8 protein-coding genes are annotated in these 12202 nt (G+C 64.0%); 7 read left to right on the top strand and 1 reads right to left on the bottom strand.

Going from position 1 to position 12202, the window contains the following annotated elements; genetic code table 11:
- The first annotated feature begins 1 nt into the window (after window position 1).
- The 6 genes from FJ548_RS02125 to FJ548_RS02100 all read left to right on the top strand — a co-directional run bounded on the left by FJ548_RS02125 (window position 2) and on the right by FJ548_RS02100 (window position 9484).
- Window positions 2-1186: a mandelate racemase/muconate lactonizing enzyme family protein gene (locus FJ548_RS02125; protein WP_140776583.1), complete on the top strand. Its 1185-nt coding sequence runs from the start codon at window positions 2-4 to the stop codon at window positions 1184-1186.
- A gap of 247 nt (window positions 1187-1433) precedes the next feature.
- Window positions 1434-3098 carry an ABC transporter substrate-binding protein gene (locus FJ548_RS02120; protein WP_140776581.1) on the top strand — a complete coding sequence of 555 codons (1665 nt, stop codon included), beginning with the start codon at window positions 1434-1436 and terminating at the stop codon, window positions 3096-3098.
- A gap of 140 nt (window positions 3099-3238) precedes the next feature.
- Window positions 3239-5590 carry a molybdopterin guanine dinucleotide-containing S/N-oxide reductase gene (locus FJ548_RS02115; RefSeq protein WP_140776823.1) on the top strand — a complete coding sequence of 784 codons (2352 nt, stop codon included), beginning with the start codon at window positions 3239-3241 and terminating at the stop codon, window positions 5588-5590.
- A gap of 12 nt (window positions 5591-5602) precedes the next feature.
- Window positions 5603-6556: an ABC transporter permease gene (locus FJ548_RS02110; protein WP_140697101.1), complete on the top strand. Its 954-nt coding sequence runs from the start codon at window positions 5603-5605 to the stop codon at window positions 6554-6556.
- A complete protein-coding gene (locus tag FJ548_RS02105; RefSeq protein WP_140776579.1) occupies window positions 6553-7434 on the top strand; it encodes an ABC transporter permease in 882 nt (293 codons plus the stop codon). The genes FJ548_RS02110 and FJ548_RS02105 overlap by 4 nt, the downstream gene beginning before the upstream one ends.
- On the top strand, window positions 7427-9484 hold the full coding sequence (locus tag FJ548_RS02100) for an ABC transporter ATP-binding protein (RefSeq protein WP_140776577.1): 2058 nt from the start codon (window positions 7427-7429) through the stop codon (window positions 9482-9484). Before FJ548_RS02105 ends, FJ548_RS02100 begins: the two co-directional genes overlap by 8 nt.
- A gap of 29 nt (window positions 9485-9513) precedes the next feature.
- Here the strand turns inward: FJ548_RS02100 and FJ548_RS02095 are convergent, their stop codons facing one another.
- Window positions 9514-10416, bottom strand: coding sequence for a LysR family transcriptional regulator (locus FJ548_RS02095; RefSeq protein WP_140697107.1), 903 nt, complete (start codon window positions 10414-10416; stop codon window positions 9514-9516).
- A gap of 115 nt (window positions 10417-10531) precedes the next feature.
- Here FJ548_RS02095 and FJ548_RS02090 point away from each other — a divergent pair, with 115 nt between their 5' ends.
- A complete protein-coding gene (locus FJ548_RS02090; protein ID WP_140776575.1) occupies window positions 10532-12187 on the top strand; it encodes an ABC transporter substrate-binding protein in 1656 nt (551 codons plus the stop codon).
- Window positions 12188-12202 lie beyond the last annotated feature (15 nt).

Raw genomic sequence — 12202 nt, 5'->3', positions numbered from 1 at the left:
GATGAAGATCAGGCGCATCAGGGCAACGCCGATCAACTACCGGCTGGAAGTCCCTTACGTCTGGGTCTTCGGCGAACTCGACGGCTTCTCGCCGACCATTGTCGAGGTCGAGACGGAGGACGCGCTTGTCGGCCTCGGCGAGGCGCCGACGCCGGCCGCGGCGGCCATCGTCAATGACGTGCTTGCCCAACGGCTCGTCGGCCGCGACGCCTTCGACATCGCCGGTGCGGAGCATGTCTGCCTGCCCTTCTGGGCCGGCGTTCAGTCGATCAATGATCGCGCCCGCATCATGGCCTTCGGCGCCGTCGAGATGGCGTTGTGGGACCTGCGCGGCAAGGCATGGAACCAGCCACTCTATCAACTGCTCGGCGGCGCGGTGCGCAAGGACATCCCGTTCACCGACTATTTCTCGCTGCGCGGCGACGGCCCGAATAAGAAAGGCGAGACGACGCCGGAAGAGGTCGCTGACTATTGCGTCGAATTGCACGAGACGCATGGCACGACCTTCCTCGAGGGCAAATTCTCGACCGACGATCCGAAAATCTCACTGAAGATGGTCGAGTTGATCCGCCGCAAGCTCGGCGACGACGTGATGATCCGCATCGATTCCAATCAGGCCTATTCGCTCAGCACCGCGCGGCGACTGGCGCGGCCGCTGGAGGATCTCGGCGTGCGCAACTGGGAGGATCCGGTGGCCACGATCGAGGAAATGCGCGAACTGCGCCGCCATTGCTCGATCCCGTTCTCGACCCACAACATCGACGTTGCGCGCGCCATGGACCTCAAGGTTCCGGACGCCTTCGTCGGCAACCCGACGGCGCATGGTGGCATCGGCCGCATGCTGCGCTTCGTCGGCGCCTGCGAGCACGCCGGTATCGACTACTGGTGCTACAGCGGCGACACGGGCATCGGCAACGCCTGTTATCTGCATCTGTGCGCCGCGCTCGGCTGGATCCGGGAGCCCAACCAGTCGCTGTTTCGCATGCAGCCGATGGACATTATTGAGGAAGGGCCATTTGCGCCGAAAAACAATGTGGTGGCGGTGCCGGAAGGACATGGCCTCGGCGTCACGCTGTCGCGCGAGAAGCTTGCCGCCTGCCATCGCGACTTCGTCGAGAACGGGCCATGCAATAAATATCATGACCCGGAAAAGCCCGGCACTTACCGCAGATTGCCGCTGAACTAGAAGGACGCTGAAAGGAAGGAGGAATATCGAGAAAAAGGCGGCTACGCTTCAATCCGGTCGCCCGGCCGACAGAAAATGCATCAAGAAAATCTGACCTTTCCGACCCAAGGGGCGGATGGACCAGACAGAACCCCATGCTACAGTCCGTCGACCGATAGTGATGAATGCCTGGACAGGAGAACTCCACGGAACTCGTCAACTGGAATGCTTCGCCAACCACAACAACTGGGGAAAGGGCTTAGAACCCATGAACAAGGATTACCGCATTCTCGATCTCATCCGCCGTAACCGCACGCCGCTCGAAAACCATCTGATCGATGGCCTCGTCGATGGCCGTGTCAGCCGCCGCGACTTCATCCGGCATGGCAGCCTGCTCGGCCTGTCGCTGCCGCTGCTTGGCGGCATAACCACGGCGGCCGGCCTGGGCGGCATGCCGTCGCTCGCCCGCGCCGCTGGCGCAGCCGGCGCCACAATCCGCGTCGCCAGCAGCGTGCCGGCAGCCGCCATCGACCCTGTCACCATCGCGGATGCCGGCGGCCTGCTGGTCATGCAGCAGGTTGCTGAATTCCTCTGCGTCGACGGTCCCGATCTCGTGCTCAAGCCGGCACTGGCCGAAAGCTGGAAGCCGAACGACAACGGCTCGGTGTGGACCTTCAAGCTGCGCAAGGGCGTGAAGTTCCACTCAGGCGGCGAGATGAAGGCCGAGGACGTGCTGGCCAGCATCGACCGCCTCGCCGATCCAGCCAATTCGTCCAACGCTCTGTCGGTGTTCACCGGCATCCTGTCGAAGGGCGCCAGCAAGAAGGTCGACGATTACACGGTGGAATTCCACCTCGACGCGCCCAACGGCAACTTCCCCTACATGCTGTCGTCCGACAACTACAACGCCGTCATCATCCCGGCGAGCTACAAGGGCGATTATGAGAAGAGCTTCGACGGCACCGGGCCGTTCAAGGTTGAGAAGTACACACCGAAAGTCGGTGCGTCCTTCGTCCGCAACGACGACTATTGGGGCGAGAAGGCGCTGCCGGATCGCACGGAATTCACCTTCTTCACCGATGTGCAGCCGATGATCCTGGCGCTGCAAGGCGGCCAGGTCGACATCATCAACCAGATGCCGGTGCTGGCTGGCGTCGCCCTGCTCAACGATCCGAGTGTCGACATCATCAGTCTGAAGTCTTCAGCGCATCAGCAACTGCATCTGCGCTGCGACGACGGCCCGCTAAAGGATGCGCGCGTGCGCCGCGCCATCGCGCTCAGCATCGACCGCAAAAAGCTGGTCGCAGGTCTGATGAAGGGGCGCGCCGTGGCGGGCAATGACAGTCCGTTCGCCGCGGTCTACCCTTCGACCGATGCGAGCGTGCCACAGCGCGAGCAGGACATCGCGCAGGCCAAGCAGTTGATGGAAGCCGCCGGTGCCGGCAAGGGCTTCAAGATAACGCTGACCACCGAGCGTTACCTCGAAATCCCGGAATATGCCCAGCTCATCCAGAACTGGGTCAAGGAGATCGGCATCGAGCTCGAACTCAACATCCTCGACCAGAGCGCCTACTATGGAGACGCGGTGTTCGGCAAATCGAACTGGCTGGATTCGGTGATGGGCATCACCGACTATGGCCATCGCGGCGTGCCGAACGTCTATCTCGCGGCTCCCTTGAAGAGCGACGGCACCTGGAACGCCGCGCATTTCAAGAACAAGGACTATGACACGCTGGCGACCAGCTATATCGCCGCGCTCGACCTCGAAGCGCAGAAGGCGACGGCGGGCAAGATCCAGAAGCTGCTGCTCGAGGAAACGCCTGTCATCTTCGGCTATTTCTACGACTACCTGACGGCAACGGCGAAGGGTGTGGCCGGCGTGCAGCCGACCGCCATGTCGCAGTTGTTCCTCGAAAAGGCGTCGAAGGCCTAAGCGCGAGGAGACAAGCCCATCCCGCAACTGCCAGTCCCCATCGGGGGCTGGCGCTTTCGCGGCCAGGCCGAGGCAAGGCGTTGCACGCCGGCCTGACGCGGAACCCTCGCCTGCGGGACGATTGATCATTGACCGGCCCGATGGAGTCCGAGACGCTGCTCACCACCATGCATTGGGGGACCTACGAAATCCGTGCCGAGAACGGCAGGCTCGTTGGCGTCGAGCCATGGAGCGGCGACCCCGATCCATCGCCGATCGGCAAGTCCATGCTCGGCACGGTACAGGGGGATCTGCGCGTGGCACGTCCCGCCGTGAGGCGCGGCTGGCTCGAGGGAAACAGGTCCACCGCCAATGGCCGGCGGGGCAGCGAGCCCTTTGTCGAAGTGTCGTGGGAAACGGCACTGGACATCGTGGCCGCCGAACTGGACCGGGTTCGCGTCGAGCGTGGAAACAGTGCAATCTATGCGGGATCCTATGGGTGGGCGAGCGCGGGAAGATTCCACCACGCCCAGAGCCAGGTGCACCGCTTCCTTAACACGATCGGCGGTTATACCAGTTCGGTGCTGAGCTATTCCTATGGCGCGGCCGAGATCATCCTGCCGCATGTGCTTGGCGGGACCGATGGCCTGACGGGCAATCATTCCACCTGGGATGGGATCGAACGGCATAGCGAGCTGATCATCGCCTTTGGCGGCTTGCCCTGGCGCAATACGCAGATACAGGGCGGCGGCTCGGCACGCCACGAGGCTGCGGCCGCCCTGCGCAAAGCCGTCGGCAATGGCGCCCGCCTCGTCAATGTTTCGCCGGTGCGCGACGACGCGCCGCGCGGTGTCGACACCGAATGGCTGCCGCTTCGGCCGAACAGCGACACGGCGCTGATGCTGGCCTTGTGCCACGTCCTCGTCAGCGAACGCCTTCATAACGAGGGGTTTCTGGCGCGCTACTGCACCGGTTTCGAGATCGTTCGCGCCTACATCCTCGGGGAAAGCGACGGGCAACCGAAGGACGCGGCATGGGCTGCCGCCCTGAGCGGCGTGGCCGAGGACCGGATCGTCGCCCTGGCCAGGGAGATGGCCGCCAAGCGCACGATGTTGATGGTTAGCTGGTCGCTGCAGCGGGCCGACCATGGCGAACAACCTTACTGGGCCGCGATTACGCTTGCCGCACTGCTTGGCCAGGTCGGGTTGCCGGGCGGCGGATTTGGCTTCGGTTATTCGTCGACAAATGGCGCCGGCAGACCGGAGATGGGATTTCGGTGGCCGTCCGTGCCACAAGGCAAGAACCGCGTGCCTGACTTCATTCCCGTCGCCCGCATGGCCGACATGCTGCTTAATCCAGGCGGATCGTTCGAATTCAATGGCGCTGCGATGTCCTATCCCGACATCACGCTCGTCTACTGGGCCGGCGGCAACCCGTTCCACCACCATCAGGACCTGAACCGTCTCGTCGAGGCATGGCAACGGCCTGAGACGATCATCGTCCACGAGCCGTTCTGGACGGCAACAGCACGCCATGCCGACATCGTGCTGCCGGTCACCACGCCGCTGGAGAGGAATGACCTCGCTTTCTCGAACCGTGAAAATCTCGTCGTCGCCATGAAACAGGCCATCGATCCGGTGCAGGAGGCGCGCGACGACTACCGGATCTTTGCCGAGCTGGCAGCGCGGCTTGGCGTGCGCGAGGCCTTCACGGAGGGGCGGGACACAGAGGAATGGCTTCGCCTGCTCTATGACCAGGCCAGGGAGAATGCGGGCTCCATCGGCGTCGACATGCCGCCTTTCGAACGCTTCTGGCATGAGGGTCACGCCGATCTCACCCGTCGCGTCACCTCGCAGACATTACTGGGCTCGTTCCGCTCGGACCCCGAGCGCCACCGTCTTGCGACCCCGTCAGGCCGCATCGAGCTGTTTTCCTCGACGATCGATGGCTTCGGCTATGACGACTGTCCCGGCCACGCGGTGTGGCGAGAGCCCAGGGAATGGCTGGGCAGCGACCTTGCGGAGCGGTTCCCCCTGCATCTCCTGTCGCCGCAGCCTGCGGACAAGCTCCACAGCCAGTACGATCACGGCTCGGTCAGCCGCGCGGGAAAGGTGTCGGATCGCGCACCGCTGTGGATCAATCCGGCCGATGCCGCGGCGCGCGGCATACAGGACGGGGCGGTCGTCCTTGTTTCCAACGATCGCGGGTCGTGCCTGGCGGGCGCCGTGCTGACGGACGGCTTGATCCCTGGCGTGGTCCAGCTGCCGACCGGCGCATGGTTCGACCCTGCCGAGCCAGGACAGCCGCACAGCCTGGAAAAGCATGGCAACCCGAACGTGCTGACACCAGACCGGGGGACGTCGCGCCTTGCTCAGTCACCGACCTGCAATTCGACGCTGGTCGAGGTGTCGCTGTTTGCCGGGGTCATTCCGGCGGTGACAGCCTTCGATCCGCCTGTCACAGTAAGTTCACTGAACCTCCCGGGCATGGCCGGGCCGATACCTCGTTCATAAGGAGCCGATGCCATTCTCTCCTTCTTCGCCCGGCGTGTGTCGCTGTCGCTGATCACATTGTTTTTGCTCAGCATCATGGTGTTTCTGGGCGGCCAGGTTCTGCCCGGCAATGTCGGACGCGCGATATTGGGCCCGTTCGCCGACCAGCGGGCCGTGGACGCGCTCAACCACTCCCTCGGCGTCGATCGCCCGCTCCTCACCCAATACGCGACCTGGATCTGGAACTTCGTCCGGGGCGACATGGGCACCTCCTACATCTTTCGCTCGCCGGTGGCGCCGTTCGTCATCAACGCGCTCGGCAATTCGATGAAGCTGGCCGCGGTCGCCTTCGTGCTGGTGGTGCCGATCGGCATCCTGGGCGGCGTCATTGCGGCGCTCAACCTCAATCGGCCGCTCGACCGCATCATCAGCCTTGGCGGCCTGTCGGTGACCGTGCTGCCGGAGTTCGTCACCGGCATCATCCTGATCCTGATCTTCGGTGTGTGGCTGCGCTGGCTGCCAATCTCGGCGGCATGGCCCAAGGACGCCGGCTTCTTCACCCAGCTCTATTACCTCATCCTGCCCGCACTGCCGCTGTTCCTGGTGCTGTTCGGCTATATCGCGCGCATGGCGCGCTCGGGCATGATCGAGGCGCTCGATTCCGATTACACGCGGACCGCCGTGCTGAAAGGGCTGCCGTGGCGCACGGTGATCTGGCGCCATGTGCTGCGCAATGCGCTCTTGCCCACCATCACCGTCATTGCCACCCAGACCGGCTATCTCATCGGCGGTCTCGTCGTGATCGAGACGCTGTTCCGCTACCAGGGCATCGGCTCGCTGATCTTCACCGCCGCGCGCGGCAAGGACTTTCCAATGCTGGAATCGGGCATCCTCACCATTGGCATCGTCTATGCCGTGGCGACCTTGATCGCCGACTTCCTCTATTCCGTGCTCAATCCACGCATCCGGCTGGGGACAGACCAATGAGCGCCGTCCAGACCACCTCTCCCGTACGACAAGACGACACGCGCCGGCGCAGCCCGGCGGCGGAGGTCCTGTCCTCGCTCATGCGTTCCGGCACCTTTCTGACCGGTCTGGCCATCGTCCTGTTCTGGGTTGCCTGCGCGCTGTTTGGCGAACATTTCGCGCCCTATGATCCGCTTGCCGACGACATCATCAACGCGCTGACGCCGCCTTCGGCCGAGCACTGGTTCGGCACCGACCAGATCGGCCGCGACGTCTTCTCGCGCGTCATTGTCGGCTCGCGCGATATCCTGACCGTCGCACCGCTCGCCACCTTGCTGGCGACTGTCGCCGGCACCGCGCTTGGCCTGCTCACTGGTTACTTCCGCGGCATCGTCGACGATGTCGTCAGCCGCATCCTCGAAGCCTTCATGGCCATCCCCGTGGTTATCGTTGCGCTGCTCGCCATCGTGGCACTGGGCACCTCCAAGACCACCGTCATCATCGTCATCGGCCTGAGCTTCGCGCCGATCATCGCGCGCACCGTGCGCTCTGCGGTGCTGGCCGAACGCGAACTCGACTATGTCGCCGCAGCACAGCTCCGGCACGAGAGCGCCTTCCACACGATGTTCGTCGAGATCCTGCCCAACGTCATCCCACCGATCCTGGTCGAGACCACGGTTCGGCTGGGCTATGCCATCTTCGCGGTCGCCACGCTCTCCTTCATGGGCTTCGGCATCCAGCCGCCCTCACCCGACTGGGGGCTGTCCATCTCAAGCAACTACGGCATGATCGGCGGCGGCTTCTGGTGGACGGTGCTGTTCGATGCGCTGGCCATCGCCTCGCTGGTGATCGGCGTCAATCTGGCCGCCGACGGCGTTCATGGAGCCTTCAATGACTGAACCCGTCAAGGCACAGGACGCAAAAGCAAAAAACGCGCTCGAACTCGAGGATCTCTCGGTCGCCTACCGTGTCGCTAGCCGCAACCGCGCGGTGCTGCGCAATCTGAGCCTCACCATCGGCCTGGGCGAGGCCTATGGGCTGGTCGGTGAATCCGGCTGCGGCAAATCCACCGTCGCGCTCACCGTGGTCCGCTATCTGCCCAGGAACGGTTCGATCACCGGCGGCGCGATCTCGCTCGACGGCAAGGATCTGATGAAGCTCGATGCCGAGGCGCTGCGGCGGGCCCGCGCCGAAAGCGTGTCCATGGTCTATCAGGATCCGGGCAAGGCATTGAACCCGTCGATCCGTATCGGCCGGCAACTGACCGAGATTTTCGAGCTTGGCGGCATAACCGGACAGGCCGCCACCGATCGGGCGATCGCCATGCTCAACCGGGTGCGCATCTCCGATCCGCCAAGCGTCATGCAGCGCTATCCGCACCAGTTGTCGGGCGGCATGCAGCAGCGCGTGGCGATCGCCATGGCGCTGGCCAACGATCCCTCCATGCTGATCCTCGACGAGCCGACCACCGGGCTCGATGCCACGGTCGAGGCCGAGGTGCTCGACCTCATCGCGCAACTGCGGCAGGAACTCTCGGCCTCGATCCTGTTCATCAGCCACAATCTCGCCGTCGTCTCCAATATGTGCGACCGCGTCGGCGTCCTCTATGCCGGCATGCTGGTCGAGGAAGGACCGACGGAGGTCGTCTTCAACGATCCCCGCCATCCCTATACCGTAGCCCTGCTGCGCTGCCTGCCGCGCGGTGGCCAGCGCAAGGACCAGGGCCGGCTCGACACCATCCCCGGCTTCCTGCCCGGCATTGGCGCCACCATCACCGGCTGTGCCTTCGCCGACCGCTGTGCGTTGGCGACCGAGCGCTGCCGCACCGAATTGCCGCCCCTCTATGATCTGAGTGACGAGCGCGGCAAGCGCTTGTCGCGCTGCCACTATCACGACAAGGCGCAAGCCCTGCCGCGCGCCACACCCAGCGATGTGGCGCCCGCGCCAAAGCCTGCGGCCCAACCTGTGTTGCGGGTGGCGGGAGTGAACAAGACCTATGCCAGCCATGGCCATCCCTTGCGCGCCGTCAAGGACGTCTCGCTTGATCTCAGGCCCGGCGAGACACTGGGGCTGGTCGGCGAATCCGGTTCAGGCAAGACCACCTTCGCCAGGCTGCTGCTCGGCCTGGTACCACCCGATGATGGCGGCCTCATAGAACTCGAGGGCAAGGCGCTGGCGCCGAAGCTGGAGAACCGCGGCGACGACCAGGTCAAGGCGATGCAGATCGTCTTCCAGAATCCGGATTCAGCACTCAACCGTTCGCATTCGATCCGCCACATCCTTGGGCGGGCGTTGAAGCGGCTGGCCGGTCTCTCCGGCAAGCCGCTGGAGACGCGTCTCGACGATCTGGTCCGGTCGGTGCGGCTGACCGACCGACATCTGGCCGTCAAGCCGCGCCAGCTGTCGGGCGGATTGAAGCAGCGCGTCGCAATCGCCCGCGCCTTCGCCGGCGATCCGCGCATCGTCGTCTGCGACGAGCCAACATCGGCACTCGACGTCTCCGTGCAGGCGGCGATCCTCAACCTGCTCGCCGATCTGCAATCGAAGGAAGACGTCAGCTACATCTTCATCTCGCACGACCTTGGCGTGGTTCGTTATCTCTCCGACAAGATCGCCGTGCTCTATCTCGGCCGCATCATGGAGCTCGGGCCATCGGAAGCCGTGTTCTCCGGCCCGCATCATCCCTATACCGAAGCACTGCTCTCGGCCGTGCCAAAGCTCGACCAGACCGAGACGGCGCGCATTCGGCTCGACGGCGAGATTCCCAGTGCCGTCAACCCGCCCTCCGGCTGCGTCTTCCACACGCGTTGCCCGCGCAAGATCGGTCCGATCTGCGAACAGCAGGAACCGCCGCTCGCCGAGGCGCAACCTGGACATTCCATCCGTTGCCATATCCCCTATCCGGAGCTGGCGAGGTTGCAGAAGGGTGTCGTCATCGAAGCGGCATAGCGGCATTTCCTGCTCGCCATGCCGGCCGGTCACATCCGTTCGGCCATGCCCAGCGAACGATCGCCTTCCGAAAAACCCTGATCGCTGTGCCAGTCCCCGGCCAGCGTGCGCAACCCGGTGAGCGCGACATCCAGGACATCCGAGGAAACCGGGTTCGAGGGATAGGCAAGATAGATCGGCCGCTGGAACACCGGCGTGTTGTCGATGCGCCGCATCTCGCCGCGCTCGATATGGCCGCTGACAGCGCTGAGCGGGAGATAGGCCGCCGCCTGCTGCGACAGGACATGCTGCAGCCCGATGAAGACCAGCCCGGCCGAAATCGCCGGCTTGACCATGCCGGCGAAGGCACGGTCATGCTCGATGCGGAATTCGAGCCCCCAGTCCATCAGAATGTAGTTTTCGGTCCATGGCTTCGTCTGACCCGTGTGCTGGACGAGCACGACCTGATCGACGGCGAGCGTCTCGTAGACGATGCCGGGATGCGGGCGCGGCAGATAGAGGATACAGATGTCGAGCAAGCCTTCCGCCAACTGGTCGATCGCCAGATCCGGAAAACTGCCTTCGAGCCGCAGCGCCACATTTGGCCGCTCGGCGCGCATCCACTCGACCCATGGCGAGGTGATGCGCTCCCACAGATAGGCGGGAGCCGTCAGCCGCAGCAGGCTCTCATAGCCATCGGGAACGGCGATGTCCTGCCTCGACTGCTCCCAGGTGCGGGTGATGGAGGAGGCATGCGGCAGGAATTGCCGACCGGCCGGCGTGAGTGTCACACCATCGCGATCCCTGACGAAAAGCCGGCGCCCCAACTGCTCTTCCAGCCCCCTGATCCGCGCGCTAACGGTGGATTGGGCGAGGTTGAGCCGGTTGGCCGCGACGGTGAAGCTGCCATGTTCGGCGACCTCCAGGAAGCTGCGCAGGTTCTCGGTATCCATGAATCACTCCTGCATCGAAAATTTCGATGGACCCCATCAAAAAATATCGCTTTCCGGTCGCGGTCAACAATGACCTAAATGGCCAACCCCCCAAGGGCAAGCGAGGAATGCAGCCATGCCAAGGCATTTCAGGATGATCGACGCCGCTCGCAGAAGCCTCACCGCAATCGAAAATTCCGCTGTCGACGAATTGCTGGCCGGCAGGCTCGACCGGCGCGGTTTCCTGCGCCACGGCAGCGTGCTTGGCCTTTCCCTGCCGTTCCTGGGCAGCCTTGTCGCCGCAGCCGGTTTCGGCACGCAGCAAGCCCGCGCCGAGGGGAAGCCGGGCGGCACTGTGCGCGCCGGCGTCGCCACGCCCGGCGGCGCCATCGATCCCGTCACCTACTATGATAGCGGCAGCTACCAGTTGGTTTTCCAGACCGCCGAGTTTCTCTGCGTCACCCAGCCCGACCTCACCCTGAAACCGGTGCTAGCGGAAAGCTGGTCGCCGAACGAGGATGGTAGCGTGTGGACCTTCAAGCTGCGCAAGGGCGTGAAATTCCACAATGGCGAGGACTTCAAGGCCGACGACGTCGTCGCGACCTTCGACCGGCTGGCCGATCCGAATGGCGCTTCCAACGCGCTGTCGGTGTTCAAGGGCCTGCTGTCGAAGGGCGGCACACAAAAGGTCGACGACCACACCGTCGCCTTCCATCTCGACGCGCCCAACGGCAGCTTTCCCTATTCGGTGTCGATCGACAACTACAACGCCGTCATCCTGCCGGCGAGCTACAAGGGCGACTACGAAAAGACCTTTGAAGGCACTGGACCGTTCCGGCTGGAAAGCTATACGCCGAAGGTCGGCGCGACCTTCGTGCGCAACCCCGACTATTGGGGCGAGAAGGCCCTGCCTGATCGCCTTGAGTTCAAGTTCTACGGCGACGTGCAGCCACGCATCCTGGCACTGCAGGCCGGCGAGGTCGACATCCTCGACGCCGTCCCACTCGATGTCAGCCAGGTGGTGCTGAACAGCCCCGACATCACGGTGCTGCGCGTCGCCTCGACCGCGCACCGCCAGCTCCACATGCGTTGCGACATGGCGCCGTTCACCAACAAGCGTGTGCGCCAGGCGCTGGCGCTGTGCATTGATCGCTCCAAGCTGGTCGACGGCCTCTGCCGCGGCATGGCCGCGACCGGCAATGACAGCCCGTTCGCGCCGGCCTTCCCCGCTACCGACAAGTCGGTGCCACAACGCACGCAGGATATCGCTAAGGCCAAGCAACTGCTCGAGGCGGCGGGGCTGGCCAGCGGCTTCGACATCACCCTGACGACGCTGCGCTATTCCGACATTCCAGGCTACGCGCAGCTGTTCCAGAACTTCGCCAAGGAGATCGGCGCGCGCATCGCGCTCAATATCGAGGACCAGGACAAATATTACGGCAAGGCGGTGTTCGGCCAGTCGGACTGGCTGGACAGCCCGCTCGGCATCACCGACTACGCGCATCGCAGCGTGCCGAATGTCTTCCTGAAGAGCCCGCTGGTCAGCGACGGCCCATGGAATGCGGCGCATTTCAAGAACCCCGCCTATGACGGCATGGTCACGTCCTATCTGAAAGCGCTCGACATCGGCGCGCAGCGCGCGGCCGCGTCCGACATCCAGAAACTGCTGCTCGACGAGACGCCGGTCATCTTCAGCTATTTCCCGGATCTGCTGGTGCCGGTGCGCAAGAATGTCAGCGGCCTGCCGCCGATCGCCGCCGGGCTGCTGCTCGATCGTGTGTCCCTGGGTTAGAGGCTCGGCTGTGAA

The organism is Mesorhizobium sp. B2-4-17 (genome assembly GCF_006441275.1).
In the GTDB taxonomy this organism is placed as follows: Bacteria; Pseudomonadota; Alphaproteobacteria; order Rhizobiales; family Rhizobiaceae; genus Mesorhizobium.
This window is presented reverse-complemented; position numbering and strand designations above follow the sequence as displayed.

Bases quoted from the DNA above. Each gene is read 5' to 3' on its own strand.
- FJ548_RS02090 (WP_140776575.1), top strand. From the start codon at position 10,532: ATGCCAAGGCATTTCAGGATGATCGACGCCGCTCGCAGAAGCCTCACC.
- FJ548_RS02105 (WP_140776579.1), top strand. From the start codon at position 6,553: ATGAGCGCCGTCCAGACCACCTCTCCCGTACGACAAGACGACACGCGC.
- FJ548_RS02115 (WP_140776823.1), top strand. From the start codon at position 3,239: ATGGAGTCCGAGACGCTGCTCACCACCATGCATTGGGGGACCTACGAA.
- FJ548_RS02120 (WP_140776581.1), top strand. From the start codon at position 1,434: ATGAACAAGGATTACCGCATTCTCGATCTCATCCGCCGTAACCGCACG.
- FJ548_RS02100 (WP_140776577.1), top strand. From the start codon at position 7,427: ATGACTGAACCCGTCAAGGCACAGGACGCAAAAGCAAAAAACGCGCTC.
- FJ548_RS02095 (WP_140697107.1), bottom strand. From the start codon at position 10,416: ATGGATACCGAGAACCTGCGCAGCTTCCTGGAGGTCGCCGAACATGGC.
- FJ548_RS02125 (WP_140776583.1), top strand. From the start codon at position 2: ATGAAGATCAGGCGCATCAGGGCAACGCCGATCAACTACCGGCTGGAA.